General features: G+C 43.5%; 16 protein-coding genes. 8 read left to right on the plus strand and 8 right to left on the minus strand.

The window, feature by feature from the left end; all coding sequences use genetic code 11:
- Window positions 1–88 precede the first annotated feature (88 nt).
- From GFS24_RS22650 to GFS24_RS22680, 7 genes are all read left to right on the plus strand, one after another.
- Window positions 89–3,322, plus strand: coding sequence for a SusC/RagA family TonB-linked outer membrane protein (locus tag GFS24_RS22650; protein WP_153663552.1), 3,234 nt, complete (start codon window positions 89–91; stop codon window positions 3,320–3,322).
- 11 nt (window positions 3,323–3,333) lie between these two features.
- Complete coding sequence (locus tag GFS24_RS22655; RefSeq protein ID WP_153663554.1) at window positions 3,334–4,857, plus strand: SusD/RagB family nutrient-binding outer membrane lipoprotein; 1,524 nt, start codon at window positions 3,334–3,336, stop codon at window positions 4,855–4,857.
- Window positions 4,858–4,884: 27 nt separating this feature from the next.
- Window positions 4,885–6,417: a DUF5689 domain-containing protein gene (locus GFS24_RS22660; RefSeq protein WP_153663556.1), complete on the plus strand. Its 1,533-nt coding sequence runs from the start codon at window positions 4,885–4,887 to the stop codon at window positions 6,415–6,417.
- A 150-nt stretch (window positions 6,418–6,567) separates the two neighbouring features.
- Entirely contained in the window at window positions 6,568–7,005 is a 438-nt protein-coding gene (locus GFS24_RS22665; RefSeq protein WP_153663558.1) for a hypothetical protein, read from the plus strand.
- Between the two features lie 83 nt (window positions 7,006–7,088).
- A complete protein-coding gene (locus GFS24_RS22670; protein WP_153663560.1) occupies window positions 7,089–8,663 on the plus strand; it encodes a hypothetical protein in 1,575 nt (524 codons plus the stop codon).
- A gap of 132 nt (window positions 8,664–8,795) precedes the next feature.
- Window positions 8,796–10,121 (plus strand): triacylglycerol lipase, encoded by a 1,326-nt coding sequence (locus tag GFS24_RS22675; protein WP_153663562.1) that lies wholly within the window; start codon window positions 8,796–8,798, stop codon window positions 10,119–10,121.
- Between the two features lie 65 nt (window positions 10,122–10,186).
- Window positions 10,187–11,602, plus strand: a complete 1,416-nt coding sequence (locus tag GFS24_RS22680; protein ID WP_153663564.1) for a Gfo/Idh/MocA family oxidoreductase — start codon at window positions 10,187–10,189, stop codon at window positions 11,600–11,602.
- Between the two features lie 42 nt (window positions 11,603–11,644).
- Here the strand turns inward: GFS24_RS22680 and GFS24_RS22685 are convergent, their stop codons facing one another.
- The 8 genes from GFS24_RS22685 to GFS24_RS22720 form a co-directional block, all read right to left on the minus strand.
- Window positions 11,645–12,268, minus strand: a complete 624-nt coding sequence (locus GFS24_RS22685; RefSeq protein WP_253906559.1) for a pyridoxamine 5'-phosphate oxidase family protein — start codon at window positions 12,266–12,268, stop codon at window positions 11,645–11,647.
- A gap of 2 nt (window positions 12,269–12,270) precedes the next feature.
- Complete coding sequence (locus GFS24_RS22690) at window positions 12,271–13,128, minus strand: glycerophosphodiester phosphodiesterase family protein (protein WP_153663566.1); 858 nt, start codon at window positions 13,126–13,128, stop codon at window positions 12,271–12,273.
- 27 nt (window positions 13,129–13,155) lie between these two features.
- Window positions 13,156–14,940, minus strand: coding sequence for a RagB/SusD family nutrient uptake outer membrane protein (locus GFS24_RS22695; protein WP_153663568.1), 1,785 nt, complete (start codon window positions 14,938–14,940; stop codon window positions 13,156–13,158).
- Between the two features lie 28 nt (window positions 14,941–14,968).
- Window positions 14,969–18,049: a TonB-dependent receptor gene (locus GFS24_RS22700; protein ID WP_173003163.1), complete on the minus strand. Its 3,081-nt coding sequence runs from the start codon at window positions 18,047–18,049 to the stop codon at window positions 14,969–14,971.
- 81 nt (window positions 18,050–18,130) lie between these two features.
- Complete coding sequence (locus GFS24_RS22705) at window positions 18,131–19,090, minus strand: FecR family protein (protein WP_153663572.1); 960 nt, start codon at window positions 19,088–19,090, stop codon at window positions 18,131–18,133.
- Between the two features lie 81 nt (window positions 19,091–19,171).
- A complete protein-coding gene (locus tag GFS24_RS22710; RefSeq protein WP_153663574.1) occupies window positions 19,172–19,738 on the minus strand; it encodes an RNA polymerase sigma factor in 567 nt (188 codons plus the stop codon).
- 110 nt (window positions 19,739–19,848) lie between these two features.
- Window positions 19,849–23,010 (minus strand): TonB-dependent receptor, encoded by a 3,162-nt coding sequence (locus GFS24_RS22715; RefSeq protein ID WP_153663576.1) that lies wholly within the window; start codon window positions 23,008–23,010, stop codon window positions 19,849–19,851.
- Between the two features lie 209 nt (window positions 23,011–23,219).
- Entirely contained in the window at window positions 23,220–24,335 is a 1,116-nt protein-coding gene (locus tag GFS24_RS22720) for a hypothetical protein (protein WP_153663578.1), read from the minus strand.
- A gap of 112 nt (window positions 24,336–24,447) precedes the next feature.
- On the opposite strand from GFS24_RS22720, the gene GFS24_RS22725 reads away from it, so the two are divergent.
- Window positions 24,448–25,701 carry a hypothetical protein gene (locus GFS24_RS22725; protein ID WP_153663580.1) on the plus strand — a complete coding sequence of 418 codons (1,254 nt, stop codon included), beginning with the start codon at window positions 24,448–24,450 and terminating at the stop codon, window positions 25,699–25,701.
- Window positions 25,702–25,713: the final 12 nt, after the last annotated feature.

Consider the following 25,713-nt stretch of genomic DNA (forward strand, 5'->3'; position numbering starts at 1 on the left):
TTATTTACTTTTGCGCAAGAAAAAAGTAATCAACTGAAATCTGTTTACCTGACTAAGCAAGGTTATAATTACATTAAATACATTGTGAATGAAACATTTTTTCCTAATTATTACTGGTCTGCAATTGTGTGTCCATGGCATGGCAATTGGTAAGACTACCGAAAAGGAATCCACCGCTTCAATGTACAGGTCCCCTGCAAAGCTTGCGGAGGATATTGTTATACGTGGTAAGGTGACCGATGAGAACGGACAAGCTTTAATTGGCGTGAATATTAAGTCCGGAGACGGCAACAAAGGAACTGTTACAGATAAGAACGGTAACTATACCCTTACTGTTTCTGCCGCAGGCACAAAGGTTACTTTTTCTTTTATCGGTTATATCAGTCATGTGGTTACTGTAAAGGCCACTGAGGTAATGAACGTACAAATGTTGCCAGATCCTAAAGCATTGGGTGAGGTTGTTGTAACGGCACTTGGTATTAAACGGGATGAAAAAGCGCTGGGTTACTCTGCCACCGTTGTAAAAGGGGAGCAGTTAACAGATGCGTTATCTAATAACTGGACGGATGCATTGTCCGGTAAGATAGCCGGTGTGAACCTGATCAGATCTAACAGTGGCCCTACCGGTTCCAACAGGATCGTTCTCCGTGGAGAGAATAACCTGGATGGTAATGATGAAGCACTCATTGTTGTGGATGGTGTGGTAATTAACCAGGGTAGCGGTCGCCGTACTGCTATTACTGGAGAATCTGCTTATGGTACCAGCAGTGATAACATGCCTGCGGATTATGGCAGTGGCTTAAATGACATTAACCCTGAGGATATTGAATCCATCACGGTGTTAAAAGGACCGGGCGCATCTGCGTTATATGGTCAGCGTGGTGCGAATGGTGCATTGATCATTACTACAAAATCAGGCAGCAGTAAAAGGAAAGGGCTGGGTGTTACTTTCAGTTCCAATGGTTCTTTGGAAACGGTGAACCGCTGGCCTGACCTGCAATATGAATATGGACAGGGAACGGAAGGAATGGATTATTATTCCTTCGGCGCTACAGCGGATGGTGCGAGTACCAGCGGTACCAGTTCTGCTTACGGACCAAGGTTTGATAAAGACCGTAAGTTCTTCCAGTATGATCCGGTAACACAGACTGTGGGTAAAGAAAGAACGCCCTGGGTACCTTATACTGATAAGATCAATAAGTTCTTCACTACTGCAGGAACATTAACTAATACAGTGAGCGTGGATGGTGGTACAGATAAGACCACTGCGCGTTTCTCCTTCACCAATGTGGCTAACAAATGGATATTACCTAATACAGGTTATGGCCGTAATACGGTATCTCTTTCTGTGAATTCCAAAGTGAATGATAAACTCCAGATCTCTTCAAAAATAAATTACACCAATAAGACCAGTGATAATCTGCCGGGTGCAGGATATGGTAACCAGTCTATTATGTACTGGTATATCTTCTGGCAACCCAATGCAGATCCGGATTGGTTAAGGAATTATTGGGCAAAAGGACTGGAAGGCAAAACGATCAAATATCCTTTCAGCAGTTTCCCTGAGAATCCTTACGCTATTTCTCATGAGTTCCTCAATGCCTCAGACCGTAATGGTATTACAGGTAATGTGCAGGCAACCTATAATTTTACGAAAGAGTTAAGCCTCCTGGTAAGGACTTCTGTAGATTTTGGATATGAGCAACGTGCGCAAAGCCGTCCTTTTGATGCCGGCGCAAAACTGCCATTTGGTAGTTACCGTACGCAGAACATTTTCTCTATGGAACGCAGTACAGATTTCCTGTTGAGATATAATAAGAAGGTAGGTGATTTTGAATTCTCTGTTACAGGAGGAGGAAGTGCGCTGAGGAATAATTATAATAAGGATGAAACACGTGCGGATTCACTCGTGATCCCGGGCATTTTCTCCTTTGCCAATAGTGCAGGGCCATTGATCACTATACCCAGAAGAAGTAAATACGCGATCAACAGCTTTTATGGATTGATCTCTGCCGGATATAAGAACTTCCTTTACTTAGATCTTACTGCCCGTCAGGACTGGAATAGTGTGCTTGCCACACCAGAGCGTACAGAAAATGCAGGATTCTTCTATCCATCTATGAACACGAGTTTCATTGTGTCTGAAGTAGTAAAATTACCTTCATCTATAGATTTTGCGAAACTGCGGTTTTCTGTAGCAGGTGTTGGTAGCGGGGGAACGGAACCTTACTTTACCTCTTACTATTATGACCCTGTTATAGGATCTGACGGAGAATTAGCCAACCCCACCTTATTGGCCAATGGTAACCTGGTGCCACTCAAAACAGTTACGTATGAAGCAGGTGCTGTATTGAAAATGTTTAAAAACCGTTTGGGTCTTGACCTGGCTATTTATACAGGCAATACTAAAAACCAGATCATCAGGCGTAAGCTTGATCCGGCCTCTGGTTACCCTGAAGCTGTTATCAATGCCGGCGTAGTAAATAACAGGGGAATAGAAGTTGGTTTAAACGGTACACCGGTACAAACCAAAGATTTCAAATGGAACACAAATGTGGTATTCTCTGCTAACCGTAACCATATCAAATCCCTCCCGGATAGTTTCATTGTACTCAGAACGGGCCCTATCGCCGGTGGCGCTATTGTAGCAACCGTTGGCGGAAGCATGGGTGATATGTATGGAAGAGGTTATCAGCGTGCTCCGGACGGCCAGATCATCTATGATGCAACAACAGGTTTTGCAAAAATTACCGAAGGTATTGTGTACCTCGGCAATACAAGCCCTAAATGGAAATTGGGCTGGACGAATGAATTCCAGTATAAACAATTCCGCTTTACTTTCCTGTTCGATGGTCAGTACGGTGCTGTTGCACATTCTTTAATGAACTATAAACTGGCAGAACAAGGTAAAACAAAGATCACGCTGCCGGGAAGATATAGTGGTATGATCGGTAATGGTGTTGTGGATGACGGAAGCGGGAAGTTTGTAAAGAATACGACGATTGCTACAGATATAGATGAGTATTACCGTTCACATTACGGAGCAGATAATGCAGAGGGAAGTACTTTCTCTACAGACTTTATCAAATTCAGGGAAGCGCGCGTGGAATATGGTTTCAGCCCTAAGCTTATTAAAAGGCTGGGTCTGCAAAAGGCGGTGCTTGGGTTTTATGGCCGTAACCTGTTCATCTGGTCTCCATGGCCAATGTTTGACCCTGAATTCGGTACAATTAGTGATACGGGAGGGATCGTACAAGGTTTTGAGACAGCTCAATTCCCATCTACCCGTTCATTCGGATTTAACTTAGTTCTTGGCTTCTAATCAGAAAAACAATGAAGAAGATTATATATCAGATCACAGGTGCTGTATTGATACTAGGTATGTTCGTTACATCCTGTACTAAAGATTTTACGGAGATCAATACCAATCCCAATGCTTCTCCGGAGGCTTTGCCGCAGCAGCTTTTGAGGCCTGCGCTGGTAAGGACCCTCACTTATAATATGCTGCGGAACCGCAACTTTAATAACGAGCTGATGCAGGTAACGGTGGATGCGAGTGATGCAGAAGGAAAAGTTTTCAGGTATGATTACCGCGCCAGCTGGTCAGATTATCTGTATAACGGCTGGTATCTTCAATTAACCAATTTTAAGGATATCTATAAGATAGCCAGCGATTCCGGTATCTATTACAACAGGTCTTACACGGGGATCTCCCTGGTTTGCCAGGCATGGATCTATTCTATGCTCACGGATACTTATGGGGATGTACCTTTTTCTGAATCAAACAAGGCAAAGACAGATAGTATCACCGAACCTAAGTTTGATGCGCAGAAAGATATCTACATGGGTCTCTTTAAGATGCTGGATACTGCTAATCTTTTGCTGACAACCAATACTGCCATCGACGGAAGTTCCGATCCGGTTTTTAATGGAAATGTGAGCCTTTGGCGCAGATTCTGCAATTCCCTGCAATTAAGGTTGCTGATGCGGGTTTCCGGTAAAGCGGAGATAGCTCCGATGGCCATTGCAAAGATCAAAGATATGGTAGATACCAGGGCGAGTACTTTTCCGATCATGACGGACAGCAGTCATTCTGCTATTCTGAGATGGACGGGTGCGGGCCTGCTTGTTTCGCCTTTTGTGGGCGGTGTAAGGGAACAGGATTTCAGAACACCGGGAATAGCGAGTTTCTTTATTGATAACCTGGTGGCCTGGAATGATCCGCGGATCAGCATACCCGTTCCCTGGGGCAATGGTACTTTTAACAGATGGGGCATAGCGCCAGCTTCCGGAGCATACCTGGGTATTCCAAGTGGTTATGCAGCAGGAGAGAATCCACCTAAAAAAGCCTATTTCACATCCAATACCTCTGCTGTTTCTATGCAGACGGAACCGTTAGCGGGGATGATAATGAATACAGCGGAAGTGAAATTTATTTTGGCGGAGGCATCTTTAAAGAAATGGATCAACGGTTCTCCCGCCACCTTTTATAATGCGGGTGCCCGGGAAAGCATTAAAATGTGGTTACCAACATGGAACCTGGATATCCAGGCCTTCCTGGCAGGTGGTGATGTTGAATGGGAAGAGGGTTTATCGGATGATGCCAAAATGGAGCGGATCCATTTGCAGAAATACTATGCACTTTTCATGGAAGATCTGCAACAATGGTTTGAATATCGCCGTACTGGTCACCCTGTATTGCCTAAGGGCGGAGGTTTAAGGAATGGTGGTGTAATGCCTGCAAGGATGACCTATCCGGTGCTGGTGCAATCTACCAACCCTACAAATTATAAATTGGCTGTAGCTGCACAGGGGCCTGACCAGATCTCTACACAGGTGTGGTGGCAAAAACCGTAATAGTTGTTAATTATCAAAAAAAGAACAATGAAAAATATAACAATATATTCCTTCTTTTTGCTGTCATTGTCCTTGTTCATGGGATGCGAAAAATACGGCAACTACCCGGGAGGAGAGATAAGTCCTTATATAGCTATATACGATGTAAGAGGTATGTACAAGGGTACTGACCTTACGCTTAGCAAAGAGAACATGCTTGGTTCTACCAAACTTTCCGCGATGGTGATATCAGATTTTTCTGGTGGTAACATGCCGGAAGGTTTTCTGATCGTGCAGGATAAACGCCGTTTGAATGAATTGCGTGGGATTGCCATACCACTGGGTGCGGATGCTGCTAATTATACCTCAGGTGATTCCGTGATCATTGAAATGGAAGGTAAAGTAGTGAAGAGAGTGGATGGCATGATGCAGATCACCGGTGTTACTACAAAAGACATTAAGAAAGTGTCTTCCGGAAATGCCATTCCTGCACCAAGGGTACCAGCCCATTTAATATTGGCTAACCCCGGGAAATATGAAAGTACTTTGGGTGTTATTGTGAAAGGTGGTTTTGATCCCTTACCTGTTCCCGGAGATGTGTTCAGCGGCGTCAAAACGCTGAATGACGGTTTCGCTAATATTCCGCTGGTATCAGACGCAGATGCTGAATTTGCAAACACCAGCCTTCCCATCATGGCTAATTATTATGGGATCGTTTATACTAAAATCACGCCTAAAGCAGATTCACTTGGAGTAGATTTCCGCCTGCGCAAATCTACGGATGTTAAAATACTGAGCGCTGTTATAGATATCCCGTCTGTTGTTATCACCGGTCTTATGACGGATGTAAAAGGAGGAGATGGTAACTATGAGTATGTGCAGTTTATGGCTACAAAGGATATCAACTTTGCTGTAACGCCTTACGCCATGGTGGCCACCACCAACCCCAACGCTGCTATTCCTTCAGGTTATCCTGCTCAGGGATGGGCTACAGGGCAGCAACGTACCTATAAGATCAACATCACAACAGGTACGGTTGCAAAAGGGTCTTTCTTCTATGTAGGCGGCACGGGCAGAATGATCAATGGTTCAGGATCTACTGCGATCCCTGCCACTAAGTGGATAAGAGGACTCAATTACACCACTACAGACGGAGATGGCTTTGGACTTAAAACCGGCGGTTTGTTTGCCAACAGTGGTAATGCTACAGGTGTAGCTATATTTGAAGGTATCAATATCACCGTTGATTCCAAACCGGTGGATGCGATGTTTGTGAATGGCGGCGGTAGTTTGTATACGCCAACACCACAACCTCAAGGGTATAAAATTCCGAATTCTGACTGGTATGATATCAAGAACCCCATCACACTGGAAGATCAGCCTTATTACAGAGCGGGTACCAATACGATGTTCGTTCCTTATCTCACAGCAGACCAGGGTTATTTTTACCTGCTGGGCGGTGAGTATAGCATCCCATTAGCAAAATGGACAAAAGCCAGGACGCAAAACTATATTACACTGGAAAAAACGTCTCCTATCACTGACATTGAAGGAATAGGGGCTTTCGTACTCAAGCAATAATTTTCTCTATCTATCATCATAAAAGGGTTACTCTGTATAGAGTAACCTTTTTTTTTGCTAATTAACTTACTGTTAACTAACGGTAGCATATAAATAAAGTGAGATGTAAAAGATTAAATTCGAAACATTGTTTACCACTAAAAACATTTTATGAAAAGATTAATTGCGATTTTATCGTTAATGATGATTGGCCATTTTAGCATGGCGCAACAGCGTTACTATGAGGAGATCAGATCACAGGGAGAGGGAGCTAAATTTATACATCATAGCAGTGATGACCTTCTGTACTCTGCTAAATACATGACGCTTGAAGTAAATGTTTTAGCTACCGGCATAGCCGAGGCGCAAATTGAGGCATCAGTAGAAGGAAGAGGATATCAAAACTTTGGTGAGTGGTCTGTATTTGCTTATGCCTCAGAATTTTATGCTGGAGTCCTGGAAGCTGGGGACTTTGATGGAACTTTTGGTTGTGGATATGAAGTTAGGGCGGGCACTTTGTATATAGATGGCTATATAACTGCTCCTCCCGGAGAGATGGCAGGTGCAGAAATTGAGATATATTATAGATTCGATTCTATGTGTCCTTGATAACCTCCATCAGCATTCTGATGCCAGTAGTCTTGTGTCAGAATGCTGATTTTTATTTCATTTCAAACATTCTTATCCTTCAAATGAAGCCCATTATTGATCTTGTCAGGACCCTTATACTTTGCTCTTCTTTATTTTTTTCTTATTCGTTAAAGTTGTCCGCACAAAACACCGGATCAGAACTTGAAAGGTTTGTAGTTCAGATAGGCGATTTTAGATTATCTGCTGGTGAGTATAATTATTATTACAATGGCTACGTCAATGAATTCAGGGATAAGTATAAAGGACTGCCTGGTGTTGATTCAGTAGAAGCCTGGAAGAAAAGGTTTATAATGAAAATGTATCTGTTGGCGGATGCATATAAAAATGCTTATTTCAGTGATGAACGCATTAATAAATTTATCAAACATACAGGAGAAGCTATTTTAACGCAAAGATCAGGTGCGCTTTTAAAAAGTTTAACAACGGTCAGCGTTTCTGACGAAGAGGTGGTAGAAGGATATAATAAGCGAAAGAAAAAGTATATCATCAGCTATGCTGTTATTAACCCTGCTACAGTACAATCCCGGTTTGATTCTCTGATCAATCATGAAGGGATACAGGCAACTTTGATCTGGCCGGTTTCATTTCTTGGAGCAGATGAGCTTTGGGATATGGAAACCGGAGAAATCTCACACGCTGCAGTAACGGGCAAGGGCCTGGTTGTTTTCAGAATCGATAGCATTAATAGTAATCAACAGCCTGTATTTGATAGTTGCAAAAACAATATCCGAAAAGTTATAACATATTATAAATCAGGCAGAAAAGAAGGTGAGCTGTTCAGAAAAATTGAGCGGGAACTGAATATTGAATATGATAGCCTGAATATCTCCCAGTTATTTAAGTATCTGCAACTGATTGACTTTAACCGGGATAATATTTGCGATTATAACACTCCTATTGACACATCCTGGTCGCTTGTGAAGTATACAATAGAAGGAAATATTTTAAGAAAGAATGTTTCTGAACTTTATGATGCTTATAGATATTTACCTCTTCGCAAAAAGATCAACGCTGTTGATCAATTATATTCCATCCTCTTTGACATGACTTGTAAGGATTATTTATATGATCTGGCAGAAAAAAAGGGGCTAGCCAGCGATGTTAACTTTTTAACATCCCAGAAGATGGCTAGAAACAGCATGGTCTATGCAAAGTATAAAGAAGATAAATTTAAAGCAGGCAAAGATGAAATAAATACTTACTATAATATACATCAATTAGAATATCCTGACGCTATCACTGTATTATCTTTTTCATCATACCCGGAGGCTTTACAGGCAAGAAAAATACTTCTTGGTAACCATATGCAGGATGCCGGGTCGTTGAAGTTAACAGGATTAAAAAGCAGGAAGGATTATGCAGTTAAAACAGATAGCACCTTTAGTTTTTTGATGAATACAGTATTGCCTGGTCTAAAAGCAGAAAACATCTCCCTCCCTGTTTATATGACAAGAGAATACAAGTTATTTATGCCAGGTCCGGCCGTTCATTATAATCCTATACCACTCAACCTGGTGGAAGGATACATCATCAACAAGCTTTACCAGCAGAAAGAAGATAAACGCATTGCTGAGCTGATGGCGCAAAAGGCAGATCAGGTAAAGATTGACATTTGAGTAGTATTTTATTAACTATAAAGGAAGGGATTGTTCTTGATAGGACGGTCCTTTTTTATTTTCATTAACAATTGATTAGCGTTAGGACAACTAATAAATATTCTATATTGCCCTCCTCCAAAACTTTCATCAATGCTTGTGAAAAATTACCTCATTGTTTTATTATGCCTGTTAGCTATTGCCTGTAAAAAGGAAACTGTTCCTGTTGCGCAGAAAGAGGAACTGGCTATTGAGCCGGTCACTCCTTTGGACAAGGCTATTCCATTACCTGCAGGGCGCGGTGCTATGCAACGCAGCAGTAGCGGGAACATTCCAATTATTATGGTGCATGGCCTCGGGGGCTTTGGGCCTGGCGAAATGCTGGGGCTTTATCATTATTGGGGAGGGATAGATAATATTCCGCAATACCTCACTGATAACGGGTTTCCTGCGTTTGCTGCAAAAGTAGGCCCGGTAAGCAGTAACTGGGATAGGGCAGTGGAATTGTATTATTATATTAAAGGAGGCTATGTGGATTATGGAAAATTCCACAGCAGTCAATTCGGGCACGCGCAAAAAAGGCAACGTTATTTTCCGGGCGTTTATCCGGAATGGGATGCCGAACATCCCGTGCATTTGCTGGGGCATAGCATGGGAGGTATTACGGTGCGTAAGCTGGTAACATTGCTGGAAAAAGGAAGTGCTGAAGAAAGATCAGATCCTGCACATGCTGCCATTTTTAACGGAGATAAAACGGGCTGGGTAACTTCTGTTACCACTATCAGCACACCACATAATGGCGCAACGCTTTCTTATTTATTACTGGATGGCAATATTCCTTTTGTACGCAAGCTGGTGACTTCAGTAGCTTCGCTGGCAGGGATTGTTCCGGGAATTGAAAAGATCTACGATTTCAGCCTGGAGCAGTGGGGCCTGGAACAACAACCCGGAGAAAGCTGGAATGCTTATGCCCAAAGGGTAGAGGACAGTGATATCTGGAGCACGGATGATTATTCCGGGCATGATGTTACACCGGAAGCGGCCGTGCAAACGCAGGCTGCAGAACCGGATTCCAGGAATGTGTACTATTTTTCGATCACTACCAAAGCTTCTGTGAGGGGGCTGCTCACGGGTTGGGAATATCCCCGCCTGGATATGTCTCCGGTGTTAATGCCCATTGCTTATCCCACACCGATATTTATGGGCCTGGGTAATTATACCCGTAATGTGCCGGGTAAAATAGTGATAGACTCAAAATGGTGGCCAAATGACGGAGCTGCCAATACATATGGGATGAGTGGTCCGGCCAGCAGCGCTATCAGGCCTTACAATCCTGCCGTTCCGCTGGAAAAGGGGGTATGGAACCATGTGGGCGTCTATAACGGGTATGACCATTTTGACGTGATCGGGATCGGTTATTTCTTCTCTGTAAGGCCATTTTATGCAAACGTTGCACAGCTGTTGAGTACGCTCGAGTAAAATTCATATGATTCTGTAAATTATTTATGTATTTTGGAATGTTAATACATAAAATAATTACACGTATGAATAATGACTATTCAAGAAGATCATTCTTGAAACAGGCTATGCTGGCGTCTGCGGCAGTTGCTGCACCCGGCATATTGATGGCAAATGGCAAACCGCTCAGGGCAGGTGAAAAAGTGAACCTGGCTTGCATCGGCATCGGAAACCGCGGCGGAGAAATTATACAGGCATTATATAAAACGGGCCTGGCTAATATCGTTGCGTTTTGTGACGTAGACATGGGTGCACCGCATACGCTGGATACTTTAAAGCAGTTCCCTGATGTGCCGAGATTCCAGGATTTCAGGCAGATGTTTGATAAAATGGGCAAGAAGATCGAGGCCGTATCTATCGGTGTTCCTGACTTTTCCCACTTTCCTATTACAATGATGGCGATGGGACTTGGTATACATGTATATGTAGAGAAACCAATGGCCCGTACATTCAATGAAGTGGAACTGATGATGAAAGCGGCGAAGAAATATCCTAAAGTGGTAACACAAATGGGCAATCAGGGACATTCTGAAGCCAATTATTTCCAGTTCAAAGCATGGAAAGAGGCTGGTATCATCAAAGATGTAACAGCCGTTACTGCGCATATGAACTCTCCACGCCGCTGGCATGGATGGGATACTAATATGAAATCTTTCCCTGCAACAGAGCCTACTCCGGAAACATTAGACTGGAATATATGGCAGATGGCAACGCAAGGGCATACTTATAATAAAGATTTTGTGAACGGCCAATGGCGCTGCTGGTTTGACTTTGGTATGGGTGCTTTGGGAGACTGGGGCGCGCATACATTGGACACGGTACATCAGTTCCTGGACCTCGGCTTACCTTACGAGGTAAACCCGGTGTTATTAACCGGCCACAATGATCTCTTCTATCCTACATCCACTACTTTATCCTTTAAATTCCCGAAACGCGGTGATATGCCGCCATTGGAAGTGAAGTGGTATGATGGCGTAGATAACCTGCCACCAATACCAGCAGGATATGGTGTGTCCGGCCTGGATCCTAATATTCCGCCGCCAAGCACAGGTGCTATTAAACCAGCCAAGCTGAATCCGGGTAAGATCATTTACAGCAAGGAGCTGACTTTTAAAGGAGGATCACATGGCAGTACGCTGTCTATCATTCCTGAAGAGAAAGCAAAAGAAATGGCTGGTAAATTACCTGAAGTACCGCCAAGTCCTTCCAATCACTTCAAGAACTTCCTGCTGGCTTGTAAAGGTCAGGAGCAAACCCGCTCACCATTTGCTATTGCCGGTCCTTTAAGCCAGATGTTCTGCCTGGGTGTAATGGCACAATGGACAGGTAGTAAGATTGAGTTTGACAGAGAGAAAAAGATCGTCACCAATAATAAACATGCCAATGAATTGCTTGTTGGCCCTCCGCCGCGTAAAGGCTGGGAGCAGTATTATAAGGTGTAGAAATAAAACAAAAAGAGACAGTCGTTTGACTGTCTCTTTTTTTTATACGTTTAATTTCCCTTCTATTGAATCGTCTAGTGTTTTACCAGTGATAGCCCCTACGATCTGTTTCGCAAACGCTACAATCTGCCCATGTTTGGTGTCCCAGTAATAACCTTCTGAAGGAATGAACCGGATCACTGAAATGCGGGGATCATCTATGCCTTCTGTGAACCATGTTTTAATGAGCGGGTTCCAGAGTTCCTTTATCATCTCTTTGTCGTCACTGATAGAAGCCTCTCCATATAACGTCATGAAATCTGAGTGATCGCTGCCTTTAAACAACAGTTGTACTGCAGGATCTGTTGCTATATGAAGATTTTTATCACTGTCTTTCGGGCTAAGGAACCAACAGGTTCCGTCATCATCTGTTTTTAATACAGCCATAGGGCGTGTAGAGAACTGCTGGCCTGTTATGATCCTGGTACAGAAGAAACAGCTTTCAGATTTCTCTGTTAACGTTTTCAGTTTATCAATAGCCGGATGGCCCCGCAGATCTTCATGATTCTTTTCTGGCTGTTGCCGGTTTATACTGTCCATGGTTTGCTTTTTAATAAAAGGTGTGAAAACCATGCCAGTATGCAACAGCTGTAAATGAAAATCGCCGGTATATACCGGCGATTTCATGTTTAATTATAATATAAATTCTTGCTTTTTAAATATTTCATCAGTAAGGCTGGGTAATCAGTTTGTACCATATTGGCACCATTCTTCAGTAACTCTCCATAAGCTTCCAGATCACCGGCAGCAGCTTTTTTGTCTGTTTCGCCAAGTGCATTGATCCATACGCGACCGCCGTTCTTCTTAATTTTAGAAGTTACTTCTACGGTGTTGTGAGAAGGGTCTATATGTACCGCTTCTGTTTTGGTAATTGCAAAGAGGCTGTCAATATCTGCGGCACGGTGTGTTCTTACCAGTGTTCTGATGCCGGCGTTTTGTTCTTTTACCATTTTGGCATATTCGCCACGGCCTAAGAAGAACATGGTAGTGTTAACGGTTTGTGTTCTGTCCACCACTTTCATGATCTGCGGAACACGGGGTGTTTTGATATCCAGGTCTACCAGGATCTTTCCTTTTGCCAGGCGCAGTGCTTCTTCCAGTGTAGGCACTTGTTCATCTGTCAGTTTACCATTGAATTTCAGGCGCAGTTTCCTTACTTCTTCAAAAGTAAGATCGGATACTTTACCGGTGCCATTTGTTGTTCTGTCCACAGATCCATCATGCATCACCACCAATGAATCATCTTTTGTGTGGCGTACATCCAGCTCAAGTACATCTATACCTAATTCTATACCTCTTTTGAATGCGGCCATAGAATTCTCCGGGAAATCATTGTGTGTACCGCGGTGAGATGCAATCAACACTGTTTTTGAATTCGGTGATAAAAATGCTTTATTGATCTCTTTAAAACGTGCTGTTTCCTGTGCGCACACGATGGAAACTCCTGCCACCTGCAACAACGCTGCAACTAATACTTTTCTGAACATACGGGTGTATTTTTAAATGATTAAATGCTATTGATAATATCCTATGTTTTGTTCTTCCTGAATTGGTCCTTGTGGGATCAGCCTGTCGATATGTGTTTGCGGAATAGGACGGAGGTTGTGGAAATCACGGATATTTTGGGCATCCGGATTATACAATTTCACACGTTCTACCAGCTTTTCGCAACGATCCAGATCTTCCCATCTGTTCAGTTCTCCTAACATTTCACGGCCTCTTTCTTCCAGCATGAAATCAACAAAATTAGTGCTGATATCTGCGGCTGTAACCTGCATTTGCGGAACAGTGCTGGTGGTTCTGTCTGCATAACTGCCACCTTCAAACGTCCAGTATTGGGTGGTTTTCATTTCTCCGTCTTTATAGGCGGCACGTGTTCTTACCTGATTGATATATTTAATAGCCTCATCATATTGTCCTTTGCGGCCATAACCTTCTGCCAGCAGCAACAATGTTTCCGCATAACGGAACACCATCCAATCCTTTGAACCATTGGCATCATTGGTGGAAATACGGTTTTTATCCAGCCATTTCTTTAAACCCGGGAAAATGTTATTCCTGGAAAAAGGAAGGTAAAAGTTGAGCGGGAAGAAATAAGCTAAACGTTTATTTTCCTGGATAGCTGCCTGATATTCTGCATCAGTAGCATAGAGTGTTGGTGTAAAATAAATAGCTGTATCGCCTGGTTTTACATCTATCTTATTACCGGCGGTGGTGGTAATACCTGTTGCTGCTGTGGTAGCAATATAACCCCATACAAAAGATTTCGCGAAGCGGGAATCATATTTGCGGGTAGCGCCAAATAAACCGTTGTATACATAAGGTGTAGGACGAACCCTGCGATAAGGACGGCCATATTCTGTAGTACGCAATAATATTTTGGTGTTCACCGCATCATATTGTGGAACATGATACAGGTGCATGTTGTTACCACTTCCGTTATTCAGGGTGGTGGTGGTGAACTGAATAGCAAACACCACTTCAGGATTTACCTGGTTGTTGATGTCAAACAGTTGGGTATAATCAGGTACCAGGGAATAAGTACCTACTTCTTTATTTACCACTTTACCGGCATAGTATATAACGCTGTCTACATCCGTTGCTTTTGTACCACGGATGGTTTGTTGTGCAGCAGAAACTGCGCTTCCTCTTGCCAGGTAGATCTTTGCCAGCAGGTGAGCAGCAGCAGCTTTCGTAACACGGCCCTGTTCTGCAGGGAGGATAGGCAACTGATTGTAAGCAGTTACCATGTCTGCTATGATGAGGGCGTAGATGTCTTTAACCGGCGCGCGTTTGAAATCGGTCTTTACCTTATCAATGGCTTCCAACACCAGTGGTACATTACCAAAATGCTGGATCATCTCAAAGTAATAGTAAGAGCGCAGAAACTTTGCTTCCCCTTCAACTACTTTTTTCCTGTTTTCGTCCATAGCTACCTTTGGCAGGTAAGTAAGGGTGATGTTACACTGAGAAATACCTACATAGTGATAATCCCAGTATTCAGATACATTACCGTTCAGAGAACTCAGGGTGGCGAGATATTGGTTCATCGTTCTGTCACCATCAGATCCTACGGTGAACAGATCTGTACCTGCATCACTAAAGGTCAACGCACGCTCTCCATTCACTGCCAGCCTTAAGTTATTATAAGCGGAGGTCAATGCGCCTTCCACACCTTCTGGTGTTTCATAGAGCTGGTAAGAAACTTTAGAGATAACCTTCTCTGTCAGGAATTTTTTACAGCCGGTGAAAGAAGCGATTGCAATAACTGCCGCAAGGCATGCATATATCTTTTTCATTTATGTCTATTTATAGTATTAAGAAAAATTAGAAGCTCACGTTTACGCCTAACAGGTAAGTAGTTAAACTTGGTTCGTTAAACCCGGTGGCTCCTTCCGGATCTGTACCGGGGAAATTTGTAACCAGAAATGGATTTTGCACGCTGGCATAGATCCTGAACTTTTGCAGGTGCGCACGTTCTATGATAGCTCTGGGTAAGGTATAGCCGAGTGAAATGTTTTTAACACGCATGAAAGAACCATCATAATAGTTTAGGATGCTTAAGTAGTTCAAACCTGCAGAGCCAAGGAATGGGCGCGGATATGTTTTGCTGGGATTGGTAGGTGTCCAGTAATCCAGTTTGGGTTGATTGTAACGGCCGTCAAAACGCATATCAAGATCATGATAAACGATCTGGCCAACGTTTGCATACATGAAGATGGACGCATCAAAATTGCCATACTGGAAATTGTTACCTAAGCTGGCAGTCCATTTAGGCTCCTTTTGTCCTAAGAAGTGCCTGTCTGCTGCATCTATTCTGTAATCCTTGTTCAGGTCAAGCGGCCTGATGTCTCCGGGTTTGTAAGTAGCACCATTGGCGGCAAATTTGGCCATTTCAGCTTTGTCCGCTTCTGTATCCTGCCAGATGCCATTAGGGCTTACATCGTAAGCTACTACTACAGGCTGACCAATGAACCAACCATTAGCGAGGTCGTCATGTTTACCATTATACAGTTCTACGATCTCTTGTTTATTGGTTGCAAAGATCCAGTCTGTACTCCATTTAAAATCTCTCTTCGAAATGTTCACTGTATTGATAGATACTTCAAACCCTTTATTGAGTGTTTTACCAACGTTCACCAATATTCTGTCAAGGCCTGATGCTGTTGGCAACTGCTGTTCGAGCAACAGGTTATCGGTATTTTGCTGGTAGGCCTCAAGACTACCGGAAACGCGGCCATTGAATAAGGAGAAATCAACACCTATATTATATTGACCGGTTGTTTCCCAGGTCAGTTCAGGATTGATCATCTTGTCAGGTGTAAAACCGAGTTTGGTAGTTTCTCCAAATACGTACCGCACGGTAGCAAGGCTACCCCATGTTGTATAAGGGGCAACGCCGGCATTACCTGTTCTGCCCCAGCCTAAACGCAATTTCAGATCTGTGATAGCTTTTACGTCTTTCAGGAAGTCTTCGCCTTTCAGGCGCCATGCCAATGCTACAGATGGGAATGCTACCCATTTATGACCTTCGGCCAATACAGAGGAACCATCATATCTTGTAGAAAAAGTAGCCAGGTATTTATTCTTATAATTGTAATTGAGCCTTCCCATAAAAGATGCCAGGGTAGAACGGGAATAATCACTGGAAATGCCACTGATGTTTAAGGCACTACCTACATTGTAGTACAGTTGCTGATCATAGGGGAGGTCTTTTACAGAGATACCATATTTTTCTATTGTTTCAGATTGTATGGATTGTACTAAAGTGGCGTAAAAATTATGGTCGCCGATTGATTTATTATAGCTCAGGATGTTTTCCCAGCTGTACATGAAATTCTTGCTGCCACCATTGGATGTACTGGAAGGAACCTCACCACCGGCAGCAGCCGTATTGGCTTTGCTGAAATTGAGGTTTTGTGTACCGCGGTAATCAATACCTACATTAGACCTAAAATTAAATCCTTTCAGGAAAGAAACATCCAGGTAATAGTTCCCTATGTAACGGTCCTGTTTCACTAAACGTTTTGTATTACCAAAGCTGGTAACGGGGTTGGGCGTACGGGTGTTATTGGTAGGGAACAGCACCAGTGTTTTCCCATCTTCGGCGTAAGGAGAGGCGAGCGGATTGAAACTTTTTAAGCCATAACCATCAAAAACATCTCCCCAGCCAGCATTCAGCTGAGAGCTGGTGAAAAGGGATTGTGTTCCGATCTTTATATTATCCCGGATACTGTGGTCAACGTTGGCACGAATGCTATAACGGGTATAATCCTGATCTTTTACTACGCCAACGTTGTTGAAGTAATCAACAGATAACAATATTTTCGTTTTATCTGTTCCGCCACGTACACTCACCTGATGGTCCTGCATACTGCCGTTGCGGAGACCATAACTCAGCCAGTCAGTACTTACCAGTTTGGAAGGATCATAAGTGCCACTAGCCCATGCATTTTCCATGTTTTTCAGCATGTAAGGAGTAGCCACCAACTGATCATTCTTAAAGTCCAGATCGCGGTTAGGCTTTGGGTCATAAGTGCCGCCGAGTGAATTGCGTTGTGCTTCACGGGAATATTCCACAAACTCAGCAGCATTCATCAGCTCAGGCAACGGGCGATTCTTTTGCACACCATAGTAACCATTATAGTCTACTGTGGTGATACCTGCGCGTCCTTTCTTAGTTGTAATAATGATCACACCATTGGCGCCTCTGTTACCATAGATAGCGGTAGCAGATGCGTCTTTTAATACGTTGATGGTTTCAATATCATTGGGATTGATCTGGTCTACACCATCTTTGAGAGGCATACCATCCACCACATACAATGCTTCATTGCTGGCACCAATGGAACGGGCACCTCTTACCCTTACCTCAGTGCTGGCACCAGGTTTCCAGGAAGTTGTCTGAGCCATTACACCGGCTACGCGACCCTGGAGTGCTTGCGAAACATTAGTTACGGCAATCTCCGCTATCTTGTCTGCTTTTAAAACAGACACTGCACCGGTTACATCTTTTTTAAGTACGGAACCATACCCGATCACCACTACTTCATTCAGATCAGATGCCGCTTCTTTCATACGCACGATGAGTGAATTGTTGGCACCGGCTTTAATAACAAAATCTTTGATCACATATTTCTCAAATCCCATAATGGAAAATGTGAATTGGTATTTACTACCGGGCTTCAGACCGGATACTGTAAATACACCCTTTTCATTGGTAGAGAGATTTTGCTTTTCAGTACTTCCTGTTGCAACAATGCTTACACCAACACCTATCAGTACTTCTCCCTTTTCGGAAGTCACAATACCGGTAAGTTGTGGTTTGTCCTGTGCTTTCAAAGCCAAAGAAAAGACAACTGCTATCAAACATAGCCACCATTTGGTTGTTAAAAATCTGAATTTCATCATATTGTTTTTTCGTGTTTTGACAATAGTTACCCGCATGCCTCAAACGAGCATGTTTTTTTATGGAGTTAGTTTTTTTCCTTACTGTATTCTGGCTACTTCTATCTTATTATTGTTCACCTTTTTAAATAACAGCCCATTAATATTCCCCAATATAGAAAGCACTACATCTAATGAATCAGATGGCAGGAGCTTACCTGTCACAAGCATATTATTAAAACTTTCGTCGCTGAATTTGAATTGAACATTATATTGTTTACCTATACTGGCTAGTACTTTTCCCAGCGGCTCCTGGTTAAATTCGAGTGATATGCCGGTTGTATCTGTTTTATTGTCTGATGATATGATGTTGTTTTCTTTAAAGGACTTCACCGAGAATTGTTTCGAGCGGCTGTCCATTACAAACTGCTCACCGGCATTCAGGTATACATCTTTCATGATAGTAGAGCGGACTACTACCTTCCCTTCAAATAATTTTACACTTACCTTGTTCTGCTGTAGTGTATTCATCATAAAGCGGGTGCCAAGAACAGTTGTGCTGATACCACCTGCATACACGGTAAAAGGTCTTGTAACATCCTTTGCTACTTCAAAGATGGCTTTCCCTGAGAGCCTCACATCCCGCCTGCCAGTATCAAATGATACATGATAGCTGATGCTGCTTCCTTGTGATAATTCTATTATAGAATGATCAGATAATACCAGATGGCGAACGCTGTCACTATTATTGTATTCAATGATCTCCGCATCTTGCTTCACTTCAACGGAAGCCATTGCAGGCATGGCTTTGTGGCCGGTATTGTAATGGCGCCACGTAGCACCTGCCATTAATAATATCATCGCAGCGGCAACCCATTTTGCGTATATCATAATGGTCTTGCGTGGAGGAGCCACTTCTTTTTGAGAGATCTTCCTGTGCAGCTTTTCCAGCAGCAGGGCTGATCTTTCCGATGAAAGCATGGAACTGCCTGATCGAAGGGATTCTTCAAATTCTTTTTTCAGGCGTTTCTTTAGCCTTCTTTGATTCCTTTGTAGCGCCATGCTTTTGCGTAGTTTCAAGTATAAATACCCCAAACTGTGAAAAAGGTGATGCCGTTTTGTGTTACGAAATTGTTATGCGCATCAGCTGAGATAGAAAAGGAGCAGAGAGGCTCCTGTGGCAAGGCTTTCAGCCTGATGGTGGGAGATGTAATCTTTAATGAAACGGGTGGATTGTTTGAGGTAATCTTTTACAGAAGTAACAGAAATGCCAAGGATGTGCGCTACTTCATCATATGATTTTCCTTCATACCGGCAGAGCCTGAAAACTTCTTTTTTTCGTTCCGGCAGATGGTTCACGGCTTCTTCCACGATAGATAACCGGAAGGTGTATAACTCTTCGCTGAGAGGTTCTTCCTGATAGAGATCAACGGTTTTACGCTTTTCCCTTTCTTTTTGTTTAAGGTATTTGATGGATTTGTTGAAGCTGGTAACGAAGAGCCAGCCGGCCACCTTGGCGGCATCCAGCTTTTCCCTGTTTTCCCAGAGGGCCAGGAAAACTTCCTGCAGTATGTCTTCTGCTGCTTCGTGCTGCTTCACAACTTTCCATATGTTAGCATACACGGCCTGATGATATTGATGGTATAAAACATCAAAATTATCCAGGTCTACCTGGTCTGCAATGTGGTCGGCAAAATATGGCGTATCCATTTCGCCGGTAAAACTACAAGGAACCGCGTTTAGAGTGATATTATAAAATTGTAAAGCCTTTTTGAAGTTGATAAAAAAAGGCCCCGGTTTTCCCGGAGCCTTTTCGTTTTTTAGAAACCATATCGTATGCCGAACTGTATCTGCCAGGGGTTTCCGGATGGCGTTACCACCCCGGTATTTACGTTCACATTATAATTATAAGTGCTGGATGCTGCATCAAATCCACCAAGGGAATAGATGTTCTGTTTGCCGAGGGATTTGTTAGTACCCCAACCTTTATTCAGCAGGTTGGCTACGTTAAACAGATCGCCGGAGAGCTCAATATTGTGGCTTTTATAAATGTTGAATTTTTTACCGATGCGGAGATCCCATATACCATAGAAACCATTAACACCAGCGTTCCGTTCTGCAATAGTACCCATGCTTTTGCGGATGTAATCTTTTATGCTGTTATCTACAGAAGGATTATTGAGGATACCAGTGATGGCGGTACGGTATTTTTCCGGTACTGCTGTGTTGTTTACATCAAATATATAGGCCAGGTCGTTGGAGTTCACAAAGTCTCCGTTCACATTACCATTCACTGCGAGGGAATAACGGGTGCCGCCAAGGCCTGAATATCTTACACCTACACTGAAACCTTTCCAGCTGGGCAGTGTGCCATAGAAAACTATTTTATGCCGGAACTGGTTATCGGAATAACTCATGGCATCCAGGTTGCGCGGATCTTCCTTTACCATGAGTGAAAGTGTAGCTGTATTGGCAACGTCTCCGTTGAAAGATGTATTATCTTTTGCATCATTCCAGGTGTAGCTTAAAGTAAACTCACCGTCTCTGAAATAACGCCAGTTAACATCTGCTACAAAAGCATATTGATTCACCTTTCCACCTGCATTCAATTCCAGCACACGACCTACCTGTGTGCTTTTTCTTCCCTGCGTCCAGTCTGCCACACCATTGGTGGTGTTGATAGTTGTGGCAGGAACATACACTCCGCGATTTCCTTCATTCGCTAAACGGAAATAAGGCTGATCCACCATGTTCCTGTCTACATACATATAGTTATTCCGTGCAATGCTGGTGAAGAAAGTGATACCTGCTTTCAGGCGATCAGAGAACAAGTGGTTGTAGGAAATGTTGGCTTTGTATACCACAGGAATGCGGGCATCCTTTGCATTGGTATTAATAGTGCCGATGCGCGCGAGGCCCAGCTGGTCAAATAATTCCTTACCGGGAGCCTTTGACGGATCCTTTCTGTATTCGATGAAATCCGGTACGGGTACATTGTTTCCTGTAATATCAACGGAGAGTACTTTGGTACCATCAAACAACATGTTATTGATCATTGCATAGTTGTTGATGTCTGATCCAAAGATCCCTGCGCCGAGGCGAAGGTAATCCGTGTGTTTTTCATTGATATCCCAGTTGAACTGGATACGTGGTTGTATCTGGAGTGTGTTCAGCGGATTATCTGTGCGCAGGCCCAATTCATCAAACACGGTTTGGTTGAAGTTGGCCTTGTTCATGTAAGTGGTGTAGTCAGCACGTATTCCCAGGATCATTTCCAGGCCCCGTGCCAGGCGTGTTTGCATCTGTGCATAAAGACCAGCATTCAGGATATTTTGATTGAGGCTGGGATCATCTGCCAGCGCAATTTCGCGGGCATAACGGTAAGGCGTTTTGTTATCGAAATTAGTCATCCCGGTAAAATAGAACCGGCCATTCATTTCACTGCCATACAATGAATTAAGATGACTGTACATGATGTCTGTACCGAATGTGAAGTTTGCTTTGTTGGTATTGAAGTATACGTTATCTACGAGTTGTACAATGTTATTATAAAAGTGCTCCGGTGAATAACGTTGCCCGCCAAGCTGGATGGAAGTGAAGACGGGGTTGTTGTTGATGGTAGATTGTACACGTTCAACAATTGCACGGGGAATGTTTTCCCGGGGCAGTTGTTTATTAGGTACACTTTCTTCAAAAGTATAGAGGTGCTGCAGTTTCAGTTCATTGGTAACCCTGGGGTTCAATACGGTACGCAGGGTGGCAAGGAGACTATTATTATACGTATTGGCATCGCCATATACTTCGTACATATTGATGGCTGTATTATCATCACGCCCCTGGAAGTTGCGGTCGTTTACAAAGTTATTCCGGATGGTTAAGAGGTTCTTTTCATTCAGCTGCCAGTCGATACGGGCAAACACTGCATCCGTGCTTCTTTTCTTGTCAAACGATCCGAACTGTGCTGCATTGGATACGCCATATTTGCTGCGGGCGATCTGCTGGAACTGATCCAGTGTGGATTGCGTAATGTTCAGGCGTTTTTCATCTTCAGGAGATTGAATGTCTGCCAATTGCAGCGGGCGGGCATCTGCCTGACGGTCCCAGGTGAGGAAGAAGTGTGCTTTATCCTTGATGATAGGGCCTCCAAGGGAGAAGCCGAATTGATTGGTAGAAAAGTCATTTGTTCTCTTGGCGCCGCGGATATCGTTGGGGCTGGACAGCCAGTCTGCCCTGCTGAACATAAAAGCACTTCCGGTGAAAGTGTTGGTACCTGCTTTGGTTACGGTGCTTACAGTACCTCCGCCACTACGGCCATAGGTTACATCATATTGATTGGTCACTACTTTAAATTCCCGGATGGCTTCCATTGATATAATATACGGAGCTCCGGTACGACTGTTGGAACCGCCCCCTGAAGTAGGATTCCGGGCTGTAGTACCATCAATGGTAAAGTTAGTGGAAGAGGCCAGCTGACCTGATAAGTTGCTGCCACGGCTGAGCGGGGAGAGATCTATTAGCGTCGTGAAATTGCGGCCATTAACGGGTAACTTGGAAATGTCCCTGGCGCTAACAGTCGTAGCAGCACCAAAGTTTTCCGATTTGTTGCGAAGGGAGTTGCCTACCACTTTCACTTCATTCATATTCACGGCGGATACTTTCATCACTACATTTACACGGGCGGCATCTCCCTGGCTGAGATAACTGCCTTTCTCCTGTTGGTTTGCATAACCCACATAAGTGACGGTAACAACATAAGGGCCGCCTAATGGGAGTTCCCGGATGTTGTATTCTCCTTTGGAGTTGGTAACAGTGCGGGAAATGAAACCGGTGGATTCATTTTTTACCATCACGGAGGCGCCGGGGATGAGCTGTTTATTTTCATCTGAAACAACACCGTAAATGGAAGCCTGGGTAGTTTGTGCCTGCGATCTGAGGGCCACAAAGCAAAATAAGGTTAGCAAGAGTTTAATGTAGGATCTCATAAAATGAAAGGATGTTAAAGGTGTAAGTGGAATTATCTACGTGAGTGGAATAATATTAAGTTTATACGATCCGTAACTAATCGGAAGTCTTTTCGTAATTAAAAATAACAATAAATGCAATAAAATGCAACAAAAGGTAATTAAAAAGTAATATTACGAATAAGGGCTGCCTGGAAGGCAGCCCTTATTTTTTATGGCAGGAGGAGGGGTTATTTTTCAAATATCAGGTCATCACATACATCTACCCGGGCTATAATGCCCCAGCCAAAAAGGTCATTGGCAACAGCTATCAGTAACTCATTATCTCCCTGTTCTAAGGGAAGATTAAAAGAAGTGTTATCAACGGCACATCGTCCATTAGGATCTTTCCTAAGCGCGGCGCCGTAGAGGTTTTTCTCAGCAAACAGGTATTTTCCATTAATGAATATCCAGACCTCATCACTTAAACCAAGGTTCATTTTCCTTACCTGCGCGGTGGCTGATTGAATGTTGGTTTTAAGCCAGACCAGTCTGCGCGTAGGAGGGGGCGCGCCTCCAAACATCCGGGTGATATTGATCAGGCCTCTGCGCTCCGCACGGATGGTATCCCATTTAGTCTCTTTCGCAGGATATTTAGCATAGCTGAATTCCAGTCTTTCAGCTGTAATGACGGGTTGGCTGATCTGCCATTTACGGATATAACGTGGATCATGGTCTGTGAGGTCCGATTCTTCCAAGGGGGAAAGTCCTTCCGTTTGATCTGGCTTAACAACCAGGTTGGAAATGATCATCTGCCCCTCAAATGCAAGGCCGCCATGGAGGGTATTGCCCTCCAGTCTTGATACTGCCAGCACCGCTTTATGATTTACATAAGCGCGCATTTGCTTCCCGGATATCACCAGTTTTACGTGGTTCCATTTATCTTTTTCAATGGTGGCGGTGCTTTGGAAATGGAAAAGCATATCCCAGAGGTTAATGCCATCAATAAACGGCGCGTATTGCACAGCATCTCCTTTTCCGGATCTAACGATACGGAGATAGAAACATTCCTTTTCTTTCTGGTCGCTTCTCCTGAAATAGATATTGGAGAACCCGGCATTTACCGGTTCCATATCATACTCAATGGTTCCATCTTTGAAGTCCAGGTTTTTCAGGACCACGGAATCCATATTGGGGAGGAGCTTCATGGCAGGTACTGATCTGTGTGTGATGAATTCCACGGTGCCTGGTTTGAATTCCCAGTTTTCTGCCTGCAGGGGGATTTCCTGCGATGTTTTCTTTTTTTGTTGTGCCGCTACGGTGGTAGCAAAAAGAAGTGATAGGAGAACAGTTGCTGTTTTTGTCATGGGCTGTTTTAAATTTGTACAGCAAAAGTGAATAATAAGTAAATTGATGACTGTTCAAGCGAGCATCAAGTTGGTGCAAGTCAGTATCAAATGCGTAACACCTTCATATAAAATGAATAACAGTCTTGAGATAAATTATATAAAGAAGTGCCTGGTGTTGATTGAAACCCGGTTAAACTGGGGTGCAAGCGATGACTGGACAAGTTATGATTTTGAAAAACTCAGTGAAGTTATCCAGGAACGTACCGGTGTAACATTAAGTATCACTACGCTTAAGCGGCTTTGGGGAAAATTGAAGTATGACAATATTCCGGCTACGACCACCTTGAATACGCTGGCAAAGTTTGCCGGGTATGAGGACTGGCGGGAGTTTAAGCAACAGGTGCAGCCTGGGGGAATTGAAATACCTCCGCAAAAGAGCAAACCCCGCCGGAAATGGATGTACGGACTTTTAGGTTTGCTGCCCCTATTGCTGGTACTCTACCTTGCACTTTTATCTAACAGGAAGTCTGCCACTACTATTAATAAAGCCGATTATACATTTAGCAGTAATAAAACGGTCACAGAAGGTGTACCTAACTCTGTAATCTTCAGTTATGATGCTACGGCCGCCGGGGAGGATTCCGTGTTCATAACACAGACCTGGGACAGGAGAAGGAAAGTAAGAGTGCCGGCAAATGAGAAAGCCTATTCTGCTATCTATTATATGCCGGGTTATTTCCGGGCAAAATTGATCGTGGGGGACCAGATCGTGAAAGAGCATGATCTGATGATCTCTTCCGGAGGCTGGCTGGCGCTTATAGAGCAGAAAAGTGACGTTCCTCTTTATTTCAAAAAAGAAGAATTCCAGAAGAATAGCGGGGTAGTGGTGAGCGAAGCACTTTTATCTGCTTATCAAATTCCCTTACAACCTTCGCCGCCTGTATTGAGAATTTATAATGTGCAGGACCTTGGCATAAAGAATGATCACTTTACTTTTGAAACAACATTGAAGAGTGGTTACGATCTGGGTACGGCTGCCTGCCAGCGGGTAGAGGTACTGATCCTTTGTAAAAGTGATGTGTTCATTATTCCGCTTTCTGCAAAAGGCTGTGTAGGAGACCTCTCATTAGTTGCAGCTGGTGTAGCTGTGCAAAGCAGCAAAGCAGATCTCTCAAAGTTTGGTTGTGATCTGGATCAGTGGGTGAAGGTGAAAGTGGAAGCGAAAGATAAGCGGGTGCGTTTTTTTGTAAATGGAGAAGAAGCGTATGCGCTTACTTTTCCTAATGCTCCAACGGATATAGTGGGTGTTCAATACCGTTTTTCCGGAACCGGTGCAGTGAAGGATACCCGTTTCATGAAAGATAAGCGGGTAATTGATCTTTAGTTAACTTTAATA

This window comes from Chitinophaga sp. SYP-B3965, from assembly GCF_009647655.1.
Lineage (GTDB): Bacteria > Bacteroidota > Bacteroidia > Chitinophagales > Chitinophagaceae > Chitinophaga.